Origin of the sequence: Actinopolymorpha singaporensis (assembly GCF_900104745.1) — a bacterium.
Lineage (GTDB): Bacteria > Actinomycetota > Actinomycetes > Propionibacteriales > Actinopolymorphaceae > Actinopolymorpha > Actinopolymorpha singaporensis.
This window is the reverse complement of record NZ_LT629732.1, coordinates 1,700,169-1,716,072: the sequence shown is the minus strand read 5'-3', so window position 1 is coordinate 1,716,072 and position 15,904 is coordinate 1,700,169. Positions and strand designations below refer to the sequence as shown.

Here is a 15,904-nt window from a genome sequence, read left to right as displayed (position 1 = left end):
CTTACTGGAGTCGCTCATCGAGCCTCCTGAGCGCTGCTCGCTTCTCCTCCAATGACGCGTGCGCGTAGATGGTCATCGTGACGTCGATGTCGGAGTGCCCAACGATGTCCCGGACGATGTGCGGGGGCGTGCCGAGTTCCAGGAGCAAGGTCACGCAGCTGTGCCGCAGGTCGTGGAAGCGGACCCCGTTCAGCCCGGCCGCCTCTCGGATCGGATACCAGCTGCGCCGCAGGTTGTCCGGCTCCACCGGCGTCCCGGTCCTGCTTGTGAACACGTGCCCGGAGTCCACCCACGCCGTGCCGGCCAGCTGCCGCTCTCTGCCCTGCCGCTCCCGGTGATCCTTCAGCGCGTCGACGCAGACCCCGACCAGCGGCACGGTCCGCCGCGACGTTCTGGTTTTGGGTGTCACTGCCTGGAGCTGACCGTCGACCCGTTGCAGGCTTCGACGAACTTCGAGTAGCCCGGCGTCGAGGTCGAGGTCCTCCCAGCGGAGCCCGAGCAGCTCGCCGCGGCGCAGCCCGACGTACAGCGCTAGAACGTACAGCGCGTAGAACCGGTCATGTTCGACGACGGCCCGCAACCTTCTCGCCTCGGCGACACCGACGCCGCGGTTCACCTCGTACGTGGGAGCGGAGACTTGGACGAGCTTCGCGACGTTCCGCGCCAACAGCTCCTCTCGGACGGCGGCCTGCAGCGCGTTCCGCAGCACCGAGTGCACCTGCTGGACCAGGCGGTCCGACGGAACCCGCTCGCAACACCGTCCGATCGCGCAGCACTTCCGCTCGCCCTCAGGTCGCCGGCCGTCGACGCCGTGCAGGCAGCATAGGCAGGTGCTGCGGAGCCTGGCCAGGAACTGCCGGACGTCGACACCAGTGAGCAGGTGGAGCTTCTTCCGCCCCAGCTGTGGGATCAGGTGCACGCGCACCACGACGCCATAGCCCTGATGTGTCTTGGGCTTACGCGCTGGCCGGACGACGTGTTCGAGCCAGTAGAGCAGGAACCGCTCGACAGTCCAGCCCGTGGCCTCGGCTGGGATCCCCTGATGTGACCTGGACATCGCCTCGACGAGTTTGCGGTTTGCTGCCTTCTCGTTGGTGGCGTAGTAATCACGCCGGACAGTGGTGCCGTCTGGCATGAGGACGTACGCCCGCGCCACCCAGCGCCCGTCGCTGCGCTGGTAGACGGTGCCGTTGCCGTTGGCGCGACGCTTGCGGCTTTCCCGCTGCCGCTCCGTCATGCCGCCGACTCCTCCTCGACCAGGCGGGCGATAACCTCGGGCAGCGCGTCGACGGGCACGAGCCGGCGCTTGCCGATCTTCACCGTCCGCAGGCGCCGGGACCTGATCAGGTCGTACAAGGTGCTCTTGCCGATGCGGAGACGTTCCGCGGCCTCTGCCGTCGTCAGAAGTAGCTGTTCCATGCGGCGTTTTCTCCTTCCTTGCTGGGGAATTGTGGTGTCAACCTGATGTTGCGATCTCAAGTCGTGCAGTTTGGCGTTGTTCGCGGGCCATGGCGGCGGCGGTGTTGGCGAGCATGGCGTCGCCGGTGGTGTGCCAGCCGGTGCCGGCGTAGACGAGTTCGCCGATGACTTCCAGGACCTCGTTTTCCTCGAGGTGATCCGACGTTTGGTGGTGGGCCCTGCGGTAGTCGATGCGGGCTTGGCGGAGGCGTTTGAAGGTGGTGGAGTAGCGGCGGGATTTGGAGAAGAAGTGGCCGCCGTAGCCGAGCATGTGCGCCCATCTGCGTAGCGCGTAGTACCAGCTGTCGCGCCACTCCTGCGCTGGTTGTCGGCCTTTCTGGCTGAGCCGCCAGCAGGCCTCGATGATGCGGCCGGGGTGGGTGTCGTTGGCGTAGAAGTCGACCGTCTCGTCGGTGATCTTGCGGGAGGTGTGCCCGGTCGCCTCGGTCGCTTTCGTGGCGTACTTGGCGAGGTATCCGGCCACAGCCGGGCCGGACAGGAGCCGCCGGCGCCCGTGCTTGTCGGTCTGGCTGGCCCCGTCGGCGTGGTCGAGCTCGTCGACGACCCGTTCACCGGTGAGCTGGTCCTCACCCCGTAGGCGGACGGGGCGGACGTCGACCTGTTCGCCCCACGCCAGGAGCCAGCCGTCGGGCTTGTCGACGAGGAGGCGTCCGTGGCGGCCGTGGACGACGAGGGGCGGTGTTCGCCAGGTGGTGTCGGCGACGGCGTGTTCGAGGATCCATCTCAGGAGGAAGACGGTCGCCCACTCCGGTGGCGCGACTACCTGGTCGGGGTCGAGGGGGTGGATACCGTCGAAGCGGGCGAGGATGTGGAAGTGGACCAGGCCGCGGCGCTGGAACTCCGCGACCTTCCCGAACGAGATCCGCACCGGCACCTTCGAGGTGACCTTGCCCGTCTTCGGGTTCACGACCCGCTCAGCCAAGCCGTGGCGACGGGCCCACTTGCCGAGTTCGCGGTTGGCTTTCATGGTGGTGCGGCGCCACAGTTCGCCGACCAGGCCGTTCCAAACGGCGTGGTGGTCGTAGTCGTAGCAGTCCGGGCACAGGGGCCGGCCGAGCCGCTCGTCCCCGTCGCCATGTCGTGTCATGCATCGCATGTCGACACCGTGCGGGCACAGGTCCGGTGTCCGGCGGGCCCGGCAGGGTGCGGGCTGGCCCTTCTTGCTGGTGCGGGTGGTGTGGACGATGCCGAAGCCGGGGGCGGTGACGGTGGCGAACACCGCCGGATGCCCGGACACGGTCTCGGGCACGCCTTTGCCGCCGCGCATTCCGGCGAGCACGAGCTGATAGGCGTCGGCCCGGTAGATCTCCGAACACGACGGGCACACGCTCGCCCTGCGGTTGCCGCAGGCCTTGTAGATCACCCCGTCCGGCATGTCAGCTGTCGCACGTGCCAGGCCCTCGCCGGTGACCTCGCCGGTGGTGGTGTTGACGGTCGCGGTACGGAACTTCCCGGCAAGACGGACGGGGTTGGTGCAGCCAGCAGCGGAGTGTACGTGGGACAGCCAGCGGCCGTAGTCGTCGCGGGTGGCCCGTCGCATCGCCGAATGGGTGGCGAAGCGGTCCTGGTCGTCGACGAGCTCCGCCCGGCCGGCGAGCCATTCGTCGTAGTCGGCCAGCCACGGGATACCTCGGTTGGTGGTGGTGGTGGTGGTGGTGGTGTTCTCGGCAGCGGCCACCGCCCCCGGCACCGTGGGTGTGGTGTCGGGGGTGATGGTCGTCGTCGAGTCGGTCACCCGCGCCGTCCAGCGCTGTTGCGCCTGTCGGCGAGGTGGGTGATTTTGCGGTCTTCGGGTCGGGTGCCCTCCCTGGCGGCGCAGGCGGGGCAGAGGGCGTTGTCTCCGTCGACGGCCCAGCCGAAGTCGGCGAGGTCTTCGCGGTCGCAGGGCAGCTCATTGTGGCTGGTTTCGAACTCGGCGTCGCAGGAGTCACACGCCGCGCCCCACACCTGGTACGAGCGCACGGTCATGGCCTGCCACCTCCCTTCTTCGTCTTCGTCGTGTTGGTGTCTTGGTGGTCGGTGAGCTCGTCGAGTGCAGCCAGGACGTCGAGGCCCTTGTCGACCTCCGCCCGCATCAGGTCGACCGTCGGGGCGGCCTTGGCGGAGGTGAGGATGTAGTGCAGGACGCCGAGGGTGTAGGCGTTGCCCTGCTCGGTGTCGCGGTCATAGCCCCGCTGGATCAGCCGGGCCTTGAACCTTTGTGCGTATGCCTGTTCCCGGCCGGCGCCGTTGTCGCCCGTAGTCATGCCGCTGCCCTGCTGCCCGAAGCGGCCTGGTGGGCCTGGTGGCAGTCGACGCAGCAGCCCAGCGACGTCGGGATCGTGTAACCGACGTCCCTGCCGCAGTCGGGACAGACCCGTCGTGCCGCGAGGGCCTTCTCGATGGCGTGCAGCTGCGCCAGCGACGGGATGCGCTTCGGCTTCGCCTGCTCGACCCGGTACAGGTAGGCCACAGCCGGCTTCCCGCGACGGATCCACAGGATCTGCGCCGCGATGGGCTGGCCGCCCGGTCGGAGCTCGAGAGCGAGCAGCTGCCGCCTGGTGGCGAGCCCGTCGGGTGCCATCCGCCACGGGTAGGTGGGTGTGCCGCCGTGGCTGGCGCCGGTCGGGTCGTAGAAGCGGGTGTCGAGTCGTCGACGTCGACGAGCACCAGGACGTCGACGAGCCCGCCGGCGCCCGCCGTTGCGGGGTCCGTTGTAGATGCTCATGGCCGCTTCTTCTCGGCGTGAGCCCGGAGGTAGTCGTAGCCGTGGCGGATCAGCCATTCGGCGACCTGCCCGGCTGCGTCTTTGTGTGCCTGGATCTGTTTCTCGGTCGGGCCGCCTGGGTCGACGTAGCCGTAGGCGTAGTCCCAGCTGGTCAGGCGCTGCGCCTCGATACGGCGGGCAAGTTCGGCCAGATCCTCGTAAGGAAGCTGGATAGCCGCGGCCTCATGCTTGTACGTGGTCATGCGGCACCGCCGAGGCCGCCGCGGATGGACAGGGAGCGGGCGACGAGGGTGTCGATCTCGTCATCGGTCAGATACACCGACCGGAACCGGAACGGCCGGCCTTCGTCGGCGAGGCAGTACCCGACGCCGGGCCGGTTCGGCGGGATCTTGGAGGCGTCGAAGCCCTGGGCGGCCCAGTCGGTGCCCAGGATGATGTCGGAGGACGCTTCGGTGGCGCAGCGGAAGGCGACCCGGTAGGAGAACACGTCCCGCACCCTCGTGGGCACGATGTCGGCCGACGGGCGCTGTGTCGCGGCGACGACGACGATCCCGGCGGCCGGTCCTCGCTGTACGAGGTCCATGAGCAGGGACAGGAACCGCTCCTGGGACTCCTTGGTGCCGTAGACGGAGGTGAAGACTGAGAGTTCGTCGATCCAGACGGTGATCAGGTCCATGCCGTCGCCCTTGACGACCTTCCGCCGCCGCCGTTCGGTCAGCCACTCATACCGCCGGTCCATCTCCTGCTGGAGCACTTGGAGGACGTGATTGGCGAGGTGGGCGTCGGGGCCGACGAAGAAGTCGGCGATCTCCTTCCACAGGATCAGTTCCACGATCTTGCCGTCGATGAGGATGATGCGGGCGTCGGTGCACTGGGACATGTGACCGACCCCGTTAGACATGAACCCCGACTTGCCGGAGCGGGACAACCCGCCAGCCAGGAGGCTGCGGGAGGCGAGCTCGACGCGCAGGGGGCGGCCGTACTCGTCGATGCCGAAGTGCACCTTGTCGTAGGCCGACAGCCCCGACACCGACGCGCCGTTACGGCGGAGTCGACGACGCAGCAGCCGCCGCGGGACGGCAGGCGCCGGCGCGAGTTCGTCGGCCGGCGGGTAGGTGGGGAGGATCTGAGTCGGTTCGTTGAGGGCGGATGGGGGGTTGCCCCCGGCCCGTGGGCCGGGGAGAACCGTTCCGCCGAGATGGCGGCTAGACATAATCGGACACGTCCTCACCGGAGGCCGACAACACCGGAGCCGGTCGATCTGGCGTCGGTGCCGGGGTCTCCTTTCTGGTCGTGGTTCGTTTCCTGGTGGTCTCCTTCGCAGCGGCGAACCCCGACGTAGAAGTGGTGTCGGTCGCCTGGCCGTTGGCCTTGCCGCCGGCGCCACCTCGGACGCCCATACGGCTGGGGATCTCAGTTGTGTCCTCGCTGTCGGCGAGGGGTAGGCCGATGCCGACGGCCCACTCAGAAGCCCGCACACCAGCCGCCTGGTCGGCGGTGGGGATGTTGGCGGGGATGAGGGCTTGTTCGGTGCCCTTGGGGATGAGGCCGGACTCGACAGGGGTCTTGGAGTCGAGTGGGTCCCGGCGGGTGATGTCGATGCGGATCAGGTGCGTCCACTTGCGGTGGACCTGGACTTGGCCGGAGCGTGCGTAGCAGGTGGAGCCGAGGGAGCGGATGCGTTCCTCGACGTCTTCCACGCAGATCCCGCCGACCAGGACCATCCATGCCCGCTCACCGACCCTGGTGGGGTAGATGAACAGCAGCCACGGCAGCCTGCCGGACCGGTTGCGTAGCCCGTTCTCGGCCATGAAGGTGCGTAGCCGGTGCCGGGTCACGTCGACCCAGAACACCGCCACGAGCACCCTGCCCGAGTACGGCACCACCAGCGCCACGGCGACGGGTGCGACGATCACTGATCCGGCTGCCCAGGCGGGCAGGTCCATCTGGACCAGATACACGAACACCGTCCCTGTGGTGCCGGCGAGTGCCAATTCGGGCAGCCACCGCCAGAACGCGAGCAGCAGCTGCGCGCCCCAGCGTTGGTGGATGCGGGGTTTGACGTTCTCCACCGCACGCGCCCGGTTACTGCGGCCTCCTCGTTTACGCGGCATCGTTGCCACCTCCATGGGTGTCGGAGGTTGCGCGTGCGACGTCGTCGAGGGCTGCTTGGGCCTTGTAGAAGGTCTTGTGGACCTGGCCCGTCTTGAACGCGTTCTGACCGAAGATCGCGCACACCACTTCCGCGGCACGATCCCGTTCGCCGGCGATCGCCGCGGTCATCGCGGTGGCATCGGCGAACACCGCCTCGCCCTTGCCTCGATCGGCGTCGTCGACGTCGAGGTCACGGGCGTCTTCGAGGATCCGCTCCTGCGCTTTCAGTTCCGCGGCCATCCAGTCGACCGCCTGGCGCAGATGCTCATACACCGCCATCAGCCGGTAACCACGCAGCAGCCCCTGCCGCAACGCCCAGCTCAGGCCAGCGATGTCATCGATGTCCTCGTCATCAGTGTCTGACTCAGCCTCCGGCTCCTCGGCCGGCTCGTCGGCGAGCCCATTGGTGTTGTTTGTGAACTCGTGATCAGCGCCGTCGGGCGCTTCAGCCGTCTCGTCCTGAGGGGTCATCGCGTCCCAGACCGGGTCCTCAGGCGACTGGTTGTGGGTAGCATCAGACATGCCACAGCCCTCCTAGCAAGGGTGAGTGGAAGGCAGAGACCCGGAAGGTTCTCCAGACCAAGTTCCGGGTCTCCGCCGTCTTTGGGGAGCGGCCCCTTCGGGGGCCGCTTTCTACTTGTTCGCGCCGCTCAGCGGCGCCACCTGCCCACGATTGGCAGGCTGCTCAATGTGTTGGCACTCGAACTCGAACGGTGTCTCGGCGTTCACAGCTGTGACCTGGGGTTCAGGCCGCCTTGACCGCCTGCTTGGCCTCCAGCGCCTTCGCACGGAAGGCGACACCGTTCCGGCCGCCCGTCGCCCACGGGATGGCTTCCAGCTCGACCGGGGTAACGGACTGCCCCACGGCCACCTTCGGCGGTTGCCCCGCCACAGTGATCGTGATGATGTCCGCCCCGGACTCAGGTTCGAGCGCCATCACCTGCACGACGAACAACAACTCGCCGGTCCTCCGATCGGCCTTGTGCCGACCATCCTGATCAGTCTTCGGCTCCGCCGCCTTCGTCACCGTGAACGTGTGAACCGAGGTGTCAACGATCAACTTCATGAGTGCACTCCCTTGACTGGGACCGATGAAAACGAGGCGCCACGCCTCGTGTTCGCTATGACATCCCCAGCAAGCCGTCTCGTGCCACGAATGCGATGCATACGCGGCCAACGCATATGCGTGCGATGCATACGGACGCGTGTCACGGAGCGCGTGCGTGCCCTCACTGTCGTAAGCTCGGCCGCGACCACAGGGGGTTTCACGTGCGCGTACACCAGGCGAAAGCTCAGGGGACCGCAAACACGGAAGCGGGCCCGCCGACCCTGCCTGACGAGTTCTGGCAGCAGGCAGAGATTCAGCATGCAGCCCGGAGCAGGAACTTCGGCTACCTGCTCAAGGCCTATAGGGACCTGCAAAGTCCTCTCGTCCGTCAAAGTCAACTGGCTCGATGGCTGGGGCTCAGTCAGGGGCAAGTCAGCCGGATCGAGCGAGGGAGCAGCAATACGCACGACCTGGAGAAGCTCGCCAAGTGGGCGCGGCTCCTGCACATCCCTCGACATGTCGTGTGGTTCGACCTGACGGCCCAGGTTGAGCATGCAAGCGAGGAGGAGCCGGACGTGGACAGGCGACAGCTACTCAAGTCAGTCGGCGTGGGAGCGGTCCTGCTTGGCACCGAAGCCTCAGACGCCGCCGGCCGCGTGCTTACTGCTAGCCCTTCGCGCGTCATCGGGACGAAGGACGTCGACTCTCTGAAATACTGGACGCAGGCATTCCGGCAGGCGGACAACCGGTTCGGTGGCGGCGAGAGTCTGCAGCAGGCCGTCGCCTTCATCAAAAACCGTGTCGCGCCCCTCCTGAGCACGTCCCGCGGCTCGTCAAAGGTCCGAGCCGACCTCTTCGCCGGCGCTGCGGAGCTGTTCCAGCTGGTCGGCTGGATGTCCTACGACATCGGTGACCAAGCTGCCGGGCGTCGCTTCCTCCATCAAGCTCTCCAACTTGCACGAGAAGCCGTGGACAGAGCCTTGGCCGCTGAGATGCTCTTGGGCATGAGCCATCAGGCAGCGTTCTTCAACGCACCGGACGAGGCCCTCGACCTCGCCATGGCTGCACGCCAGCTCGCAGAGCCAACGGGCATAGCCGCACTAGTCGCCGAGGCCGCGGCGATGGAAGCCCATGCGCACGCCCTGAGACAGGATGCTTCCGCCTCCATGAGAGCACTGAGGCACGCCGAGACGAACTTCTGCCGCATGCGATCGAACGACGCACCGACATGGCTTGTCTACTTCGACCAGGCGTACCTGTCGGCGAAGTTCGCCCACACATTGAGAGAGCTCGGCCAAGCCTCGGACGCCGAGCAGTTCGCTCGTCAGTCGTTGCAGATGACCGAGGGGTACGACCGCGGCCGGGTGTTCAACACCGCCTTGCTGGCCGGCACGCTGGCGGACCAGGGCAAGGTCGATGAGGCTGTCGCGTACACGACCGAGGCGCTGGACTTGACCATCAGCGTGCGCTCGACAAGGACGACGGCCTACATGACCGACGTGGCCGTTCGACTGTCACCCTTCAGCCAGCAGCCGGTCGTACGTAGGGTCTACAAGCGGATGACGGCTCAGCGCATCCCGCTCCGGCGAGTGGCCTAGCCAGCTCGGGACAACAAGACGTGAAGCAGACCGATCTGAGCGGCCGCTCCGTCGATCTCACCTCGCGCGATCCGTTCTCTTACCGTCGACAGCTCCACCCACTCCACCTTCGACGCCTCGTTGACGTCAGGCGACTTCCCGGTGTCCTCCGCCCCCTCGGAGACGAAGAGCAAATTCTCGAAGTCGGCCGTCCCTGACAGGGGCTGGAAGCTCCCGAGCGGGCGCATGTTCCGCGGACGCCACCCAGTCTCTTCCTCCACCTCTCGAGCCGCGGTGTCGAGCGGATCTTCATCGGGGTCCACGTAGCCGCCGGGCAGTTCCCACGTCCAACGGTCGGGCACGAACCGATGCCGCCAGATCATCAGGACACGTTCACCCGCGTCGTCCAGGACGACGGCGATCGAGGCCTTCGGCATGCGCAAGACGTACTGCTCGAAGTGCACGCCGTCAGGTAGTTCGACGTGAGCGATGCTCAGGCGCAGTCTGCGGGTGTCGTCTACGAGTCTCTCCTCATGGATCGTCCACCGGGCCACTTCGTCCACGTCACTCCGATCGCCAGCCACGGTGTAACGCTACCGAAGGGCTCGACACCATCTCATACCCGTCCGAGGCGTCGGCTCACCGCTTGCTCTCCGATCGAGCAGAGGTAACGTCCGGGTGCGGCATGCTTGCGTGCACCTTCGGCGCGAGCCACCACCGCACCCGCCGCCCGCGCCCCACCAGGTGTCAGAAAGTTAGACCCTGTATTGAACCAGCGCCACTTTCATAGCGGAGGTGCTGGCGCAGCATCAGTTGATTGGAGGACTACCTTCAAGTCGAACGGAATGCCTCCTGACCATTCAGCGCAGCGTAGGCGCGGAAGAGTGCCCGCTGCCTATCGCCCTCCGTGTCCAGGCTTACTCGACCAAATGTCGAGTCTAGAACCTTATCGACGGCGAGGTGGGCGGCTACAACGTTATCCGGGATAGCGTCCGACTCGTATATACGTGCCAAAGACCAGCCCACATGGGTCGCTCGCGCGGTGAGGATAGCGGTGCCCGCCGAACACAATGCGGCGTACTGCCTCTTGGACAACACAGGGAGCGGAAACGTGTTGTAGGTGAAGGTTTTGGAGAACCGTAGGTCAGACTTAATTCTGCCTCCGATCGCCTTTTGCCAAACCATGAACATCGAGGAGGAGACGATCGCTAGTGCGAGACCGTCTGGATCAGGGATTAGGAAATTTGCGTCACCGCAGATGACATCAGCATCGAAACGAGCTGCCGGATAGAAGCGGCGGTGCTCGCTGACGTGGCGGGGGATGGCCAGATACGAGGTCTTAGGCTGCGCGAGCTGGCCGAACAGGTGCGGCGGGTGTTGCCTCGTGCTTGTCGTCGGGCTTGCGCTGCTTGACCGGTGGTTGCGGACAGCGGCAACACGTTCGCGGAGAATTCTACTCTTCCTGAGGTCCTTGGGGTCGAGATCAACCATCCAGAGACACCACCGGTCGCGATTGTGTACCAACTCTTTGGCGCCGACAAAGCGTCTGAGGTACTTGCTGGCCACAGGGTCACTTGCGACTTCCGTGTACTCATTGGCTTCGACCAGGAGATGACCGCCGTCGTTTGGCATACTTCCAAAGCTGGCCTCCGGCATCTGGGATGACAGCGGCCGTGTGCTTTTTCGGACAAGGAGGTTCGGTCCGTCGATTAGATAGGGGTTGATGCGGGTTACTGGGACTGCAGTGCCGTCACCTTTGCCGCCCGGCGGATAGGTCCAGAGCACAGGTTTGGGAGACGTCTTGTTCCGGTCGAACCCGACAATGGACACCGTGACGGCAGCTTTCCCTCTTGCCTCCGACTCCCACAGGAACGATCGGTGGGCGAATCGACAGCGCCAGCCGGCGTCGAGTATCGGAGACCACAATGTTGCTACAGGTTCGCCCTGACAGACCGAGTTGGTCGACACGAATGCCCACCGGCCAGCATGGCGACCGAAATACTGGATTGCGCGTAGATACCAGCAGGTCACGTAGTCCAGGTTGATGTTGTATCGAGGGCCCCACACCAACTTCTGATCGGCCGTCTGTTGCGGTCCACGGTCGCCGCGGCCACTAAAGGGCGGATTGCCTAGGATGATTACATTATCGCTCGGCGGTAGAATCGCAGCCCAGTCATTGCGAAGGGCGTTGTCATGCTTGATAGTGGGGGCGACGCGAATCGGAAGGCGGTCAGGCGCAAGGCCGAACTCCTCTTCCATCGCCTGGTTCGCCAGGTGATCGACCAACAGCATCGCAGTCTCGGCGATGCGAGCCGGCCACTCCTCAATTTCAATACCATAGAAGTGGTCAAGGGTGACTTTGATGCGGTCAGTGACGTCGAATACCCCCTGTGCGCGGCTCCCACGCCCTGTGGTCTTGCCGTCCAAGTCATCGAGGTCGCGACGGCGCTTTAGGAGGTCCAGTTCGAGCGCACGTAATTCCCGATACGCGACGATCAGAAAGTTTCCGCAGCCGCACGCAGGGTCCATGATACGGAGACGTCCGAGATCGTTGTGCAGCTCGGTCAGTCGCCGCTTGTCATCCCACGCTGCCTCTAGGCGGGCACGGTATTCATCCAGGAACAAAGGTCCAATTGTCTTAAGGATGTTCTCCTCGCTGGTGTAGTGTTCTCCACCTGCGCGCCTAGCCTCTTTCGCCTTCACGGTCTGGAACATCGACCCGAAGATGGCCGGGGAGATCAACCCCCAGTCGAATTTGCTCGCCTCAAGGAGGCCGTCACGGAACGCGGAAGTGAGGGGAGGTAGATCGAAGCTATTTTTGTAAAGACCGCCGTTAATGTAGCGAAACGAGATCAGGGGCGAACCAGGAGCCAATGCCCGCGACTCCTCGGGTTGATCTACGACGTCGAACAGGGCTCTGAGATCCGCATGCAACGTGTCGGCCGTCGTATGATTCTCGATATACCTGCTAAACATGTTGGCGCGCCACATCTCGGTGTCGTCACCGAACAATAGGAACAGTAGCCGAGCCAAGGTCAGGGTGGCAGAAACCGGCGGCACTCCGGCGGCTTCGAGCTCACCGTAGAGGACGTTCATTAGCCGTGCAGCTTGGACACTGGCTGTCTCGGACACGGTGTCGAATGCGTCCCGCATCCGCTGTAGCAATTCGACTAGAGTGACATCTTCATCTAGGTCGATGGAGATTGACTGAAGTCTTCGTTCCAGGTCGGGTTGGGCCAATCCGACGAGGTGCTCGTGGACAACGAGCTGAGCATTTGCACCGCCGAGCAGGGCACGACGAGGCCAACGCCAGTCTTGCCGGTGAGGTCCCGTGAAGATGAGGAGCCTCTCTGTGCTTTCGCGGCCCACCTCAAGGTCTATTGCGCGCTGGACTTTGCGCGGTGGAAGACCGGCATGGTGCCAGATCCGGAGCCCCTTGTACCCGGCAACCTGAGTCAATGTGTGCTTCGTGCCATTAACCGTGATTGTGAGGTCCGACCGGTCAGGGTTCAGCCAGCCCAACTCTTCGATGAATAGCGTTCGGAAGTCTTCCGCATCTACCAGCGGCAACAGACTACGGCGCGTCACTGTGCAACCCCCAGGCTACTGACGATGCGAATAGGATCTTTATTTCCGCGTGCTGCGATCACTAGTTGCTCGTCGCGGTGTAGAGCCGTAACGCGCGTCGTCAACTCCTGGTCGGTCGCACCGTTACGGATGGCTCGTCGTAGCCGGCGGTCGGCCTCGGCTGTCAGTGGATGCTGAAACAGGGCGTCTAAGGCTTGCTGCGCTTCGATGTCATGGCCGTGCAGTTGGTCTCCGAGCCGTGCCCAGACGGTGCGTCGTACTCCCCGCAGTCGTCCAGCGACTCGGGCCGGTGTTGCGAGCGGGCCGCGGACCAGCTCGGCGAGCAGTTGATCGTGGTTCTCCATGTGATCCAGGCCCTGCTCGTCCGGCGAGGCTTCGAATGCGCGGAGAGCCTCGTGACCGGTGAACAGCCGTGGAGGACCGGCTGGTGAGGCCGCGCCGAAGCCGTCCACACCGGATTCGGTGCGCACGTAACAGACGACGGTCTCAGGACCGTCGGCCAGGCGCCGCTTGCGAGTGGCGGCGATCATGTCCGGTAGCGCAGCGATGCGGGCAGCGAGAGTGGGATCTTCTTGTACGAGCTTGTTCCAGCGTTCGTAGGCCAAGCTGGATGCGTCAACATCGTCTATCTGGTCCTGGTCATCGATATTACCGTTATAAAGGTCAGTAATCATCTTAACCTCAGTAGGACTGCCAAAGAACTGCTCGTCGGAGCCAAAGGCTGATGCGTTTGCGCTGAGCCGAGCGCTAATGCGCCGGCGTAGATCGATGACGTTCTCAACGGACTCGTGGAAGAAGGAATACACGAGAACCGTGTCAGACTGTTGACCGAGGCGATCAACACGACCCGCTCGCTGGATCAATCGGACTATGGCCCACGGGAGATCGTAGTTGACGACGATGTGGGCGTCCTGCAAGTTCTGACCTTCGCTGAGGACATCAGTCGCTATGAGGACACGCAGTTCGTGGTCTTGCTCCACGGCACTTTGACCTGGCAGGGCATTTGATCGGGGCGAGAATCGATGAGCGAGTGACGTGGGGTCGTCAGTGTCGCCGGTTGCGACACCTACCTTGCCGATACCGGCAGCTTGAAGGGCACTGCCGATGTAGTTGGCGGTGTCCTTGTATTCCGTAAAGACCAGTACCTTCTCGTCCGGGTGCGTCACGGTAAGCAGGTCGACTAGCGCAGAAAGCTTTGAGTCCCACTCCGCACTCCATCCGCCGTAGGTTGTGAGAAGGTTTCGCAGCGTGGCAGTGTCTGCCTTAAGTGCGGCACGGAGGTCTGCGGTGAACAACTGCGATCGAACCCAGGTGATGCCTGCCGGGTCCGCGCCGAGGAGCGCATTGTAACGGCGTTCAGGGTCGTCACTGAGATGCTCAACTGTGCTGAGTTCCTGTTCAGTGGGATCGTCATCGTCGGCGAGGTTGGTGTCGACGATTGTCCCGGTGGGGATGGCGAGACCGTGCTCGAGTGCGTACAGGAAGAGTTCATTGCGGGCGATGTGTCTCTCGATGGATAGCGTGAACGAATAGCCGCACGAGGAGAGTCGCTTGTAGAATGTCGTGCGGACGAACCCTGCGACGTTGCCGCGGCCGCGGCTGAGGCGGTCGAGAAAACGGCGGTCTTCGTCAGTCAGCGGTGTCTCACTGTTGATGTATCGGGCGAGCTGGTAGCGCGGGAGCGTAAGGCCTTGGATTGCGGCGAGGGTCCGTGGGCTTGCCATGTCCCGAGCCGGGTCAGCTGGACCGAAAGAGTGGCTAATTGGCCTTGCGATGCGGTCGGGGAACCTGAACCGTTTGCCGTCCGCGAACGCGAGGTACTGCACACCGTCCTCGTCGACACGCGCATAGTTGGCACGAATGAAGCTGCGAGTTCGACGGATGAGGTGTTCGCTCATCAGTCGTTTCCAGTCTTCGGGATCCTCTGAGCGACGGAAGGCAGCCATCGTGGTGATCTTGCCATCAACCTTGTCACCCAGGTTGGGGTCAGCAGTCAGGGCGCCGACAGGAGAGATGCCCAAGTCATCATCGTCGTCTATGAACAGGCCAAGCTGATTCGCGACGTCCTTGAAGCGGATGTTGTATGGGGTCGCCGTGAGCAGCAGTACCTTAGTGTCGTTGGCATGGATGTAGTCCTGGATGGCCCTGTAGTCGCGGCGCGTGTCGTTTCTAAGGGTGTGCGATTCGTCGACGATCACGAATGGGAAGCGTCGTAACTCCGGTAGCGTGGCGTGTGCTTGGCTGTAAGGAACCACACGCCCTGGAAGGTCGTACGCGTCGAGGTGTTCCTCCCACATGCTGACGAGATTCTTCGGGCACACCACGAGCGGGATGTATCCGTGCTCCTCCCGAAGCATCAATGCCACGGCGATGGCGGTAAGCGTCTTGCCGAGGCCGACGACATCGCCGAGCATCGTGCCGCGACGCCTAACGATGCGTCGACCGAGAGCTTGGACGGCGGTGCCCTGGTAATCCAGCAACTGGTTACGGATGCTGGTCGGGATCGAGTACTCGGCTAGGCCTTCGCGCACGTCGCGTGAGAGGTCGTAGCAGACTTTCATGAACACCTCATAGGGCCGTCTCGGTTCGCGCCTCGCCCACGACTCGTCGAGTAGGTCCAGGACGTCGGCGGTGACGGGTCGACTGAAGCGGTCGTCCCATCGGTCCTGGAACCAGTCGGCCAGGGCCCTCGCGCCGTCGACGTCGATCACGTCGACATTGAGTTCCAGGTTGCTGGTCAGTCCCGGGATAGTGAGGTTCGAGGATCCAACAAATCCGGTGATGGGGTTATTGAGATCGTCTCGGTGGCAGACATACGTCTTGCCATGTAACGGCCTGCGAGTGAAGACCCTCATCTCAACAACGCCGCCAGCCAAGAGGTCGCGTAGCGACTGGAGGGTCCTACGGTCGGCATTCGTCGGCACGCCACGCATCAGTTGCGTGCGGAGCTGCTCGAGTAGCTCCGCCTTGCGGGCTCGAGCCGCGTTCGCGTCGGCTTCCTGTGCCACCTCGGCGCCTAGGCTGGCTTCGAGCTCAGCGATCGTCTCCTGTTGAGGACCTTTCGTGGCCATCCCGATGAGGATGCGCATGACTGGCGCTGCGGATGCGGTGCCGGCCTTCCCTCGAACGATGCCGTCGAACAAGGCCCAGCCGCGAAGGTTGAAGTAGCCAACTGCCGCGTCGATCCGGTCAGAGACCTGCAGCGTCTTAGTCAAGTGGGAGCCGAGGTCCAACTTGATGTTGTCGAAGATCCGAGCCACGCCAACATCATCCTGGAATCCTGGCCGGTCTGGGTAGATCTACCAAATCATGACATAACGTCACTATTGCCGTGCGTACTGCTACCGGCCG

General features: G+C 64.2%; 15 protein-coding genes. 1 reads left to right on the top strand and 14 read right to left on the bottom strand.

Features of this window, described 5'->3' with window-relative positions; genetic code table 11:
• Position 1 precedes the first annotated feature (1 nt).
• The 11 genes from BLU27_RS07790 to BLU27_RS07740 all read right to left on the bottom strand — a co-directional run bounded on the left by BLU27_RS07790 (position 2) and on the right by BLU27_RS07740 (position 7,406).
• On the bottom strand, positions 2–1,237 hold the full coding sequence (locus tag BLU27_RS07790; RefSeq protein ID WP_092651951.1) for a tyrosine-type recombinase/integrase: 1,236 nt from the start codon (positions 1,235–1,237) through the stop codon (positions 2–4).
• The gene (locus BLU27_RS07785) at positions 1,234–1,419 is read right to left on the bottom strand and encodes a helix-turn-helix domain-containing protein (protein ID WP_092651949.1); all 186 of its coding nucleotides are present in this window, start codon (positions 1,417–1,419) and stop codon (positions 1,234–1,236) included. The genes BLU27_RS07790 and BLU27_RS07785 overlap by 4 nt, the downstream gene beginning before the upstream one ends.
• 37 nt (positions 1,420–1,456) lie before the next feature.
• Positions 1,457–3,214 carry a replication initiator gene (locus tag BLU27_RS07780; protein ID WP_197681734.1) on the bottom strand — a complete coding sequence of 586 codons (1,758 nt, stop codon included), beginning with the start codon at positions 3,212–3,214 and terminating at the stop codon, positions 1,457–1,459.
• Positions 3,211–3,447, bottom strand: coding sequence for a hypothetical protein (locus BLU27_RS07775; RefSeq protein WP_092651947.1), 237 nt, complete (start codon positions 3,445–3,447; stop codon positions 3,211–3,213). Before BLU27_RS07775 ends, BLU27_RS07780 begins: the two co-directional genes overlap by 4 nt.
• Entirely contained in the window at positions 3,444–3,725 is a 282-nt protein-coding gene (locus BLU27_RS07770) for a hypothetical protein (protein ID WP_092651945.1), read from the bottom strand. The genes BLU27_RS07775 and BLU27_RS07770 overlap by 4 nt, the downstream gene beginning before the upstream one ends.
• Positions 3,722–4,186 (bottom strand): RRQRL motif-containing zinc-binding protein, encoded by a 465-nt coding sequence (locus tag BLU27_RS07765; protein ID WP_197681733.1) that lies wholly within the window; start codon positions 4,184–4,186, stop codon positions 3,722–3,724. Before BLU27_RS07765 ends, BLU27_RS07770 begins: the two co-directional genes overlap by 4 nt.
• Positions 4,183–4,428 carry a hypothetical protein gene (locus BLU27_RS07760; RefSeq protein ID WP_092651943.1) on the bottom strand — a complete coding sequence of 82 codons (246 nt, stop codon included), beginning with the start codon at positions 4,426–4,428 and terminating at the stop codon, positions 4,183–4,185. The genes BLU27_RS07765 and BLU27_RS07760 overlap by 4 nt, the downstream gene beginning before the upstream one ends.
• Positions 4,425–5,399, bottom strand: a complete 975-nt coding sequence (locus BLU27_RS07755; protein ID WP_092651941.1) for an FtsK/SpoIIIE domain-containing protein — start codon at positions 5,397–5,399, stop codon at positions 4,425–4,427. The genes BLU27_RS07760 and BLU27_RS07755 overlap by 4 nt, the downstream gene beginning before the upstream one ends.
• Entirely contained in the window at positions 5,392–6,300 is a 909-nt protein-coding gene (locus BLU27_RS07750; protein WP_157728314.1) for a hypothetical protein, read from the bottom strand. Before BLU27_RS07750 ends, BLU27_RS07755 begins: the two co-directional genes overlap by 8 nt.
• A complete protein-coding gene (locus BLU27_RS07745) occupies positions 6,290–6,862 on the bottom strand; it encodes a hypothetical protein (protein WP_157728312.1) in 573 nt (190 codons plus the stop codon). Before BLU27_RS07745 ends, BLU27_RS07750 begins: the two co-directional genes overlap by 11 nt.
• Before the next feature lie 223 nt (positions 6,863–7,085).
• Positions 7,086–7,406, bottom strand: a complete 321-nt coding sequence (locus BLU27_RS07740) for a hypothetical protein (RefSeq protein ID WP_092651935.1) — start codon at positions 7,404–7,406, stop codon at positions 7,086–7,088.
• Between the two features lie 203 nt (positions 7,407–7,609).
• Here BLU27_RS07740 and BLU27_RS07735 point away from each other — a divergent pair, with 203 nt between their 5' ends.
• Positions 7,610–8,986, top strand: a complete 1,377-nt coding sequence (locus tag BLU27_RS07735; protein ID WP_092651933.1) for a helix-turn-helix domain-containing protein — start codon at positions 7,610–7,612, stop codon at positions 8,984–8,986.
• Here the strand turns inward: BLU27_RS07735 and BLU27_RS07730 are convergent.
• From BLU27_RS07730 to BLU27_RS07720, 3 genes are all read right to left on the bottom strand, one after another.
• Positions 8,983–9,549, bottom strand: coding sequence for an NUDIX hydrolase (locus tag BLU27_RS07730; RefSeq protein WP_197681732.1), 567 nt, complete (start codon positions 9,547–9,549; stop codon positions 8,983–8,985). The genes BLU27_RS07735 and BLU27_RS07730 overlap by 4 nt on opposite strands.
• A 247-nt stretch (positions 9,550–9,796) precedes the next feature.
• The gene (locus BLU27_RS28875; RefSeq protein ID WP_157728310.1) at positions 9,797–12,553 is read right to left on the bottom strand and encodes a class I SAM-dependent DNA methyltransferase; all 2,757 of its coding nucleotides are present in this window, start codon (positions 12,551–12,553) and stop codon (positions 9,797–9,799) included.
• On the bottom strand, positions 12,550–15,813 hold the full coding sequence (locus BLU27_RS07720; protein WP_172804905.1) for a helicase-related protein: 3,264 nt from the start codon (positions 15,811–15,813) through the stop codon (positions 12,550–12,552). The genes BLU27_RS28875 and BLU27_RS07720 overlap by 4 nt, the downstream gene beginning before the upstream one ends.
• Positions 15,814–15,904 lie beyond the last annotated feature (91 nt).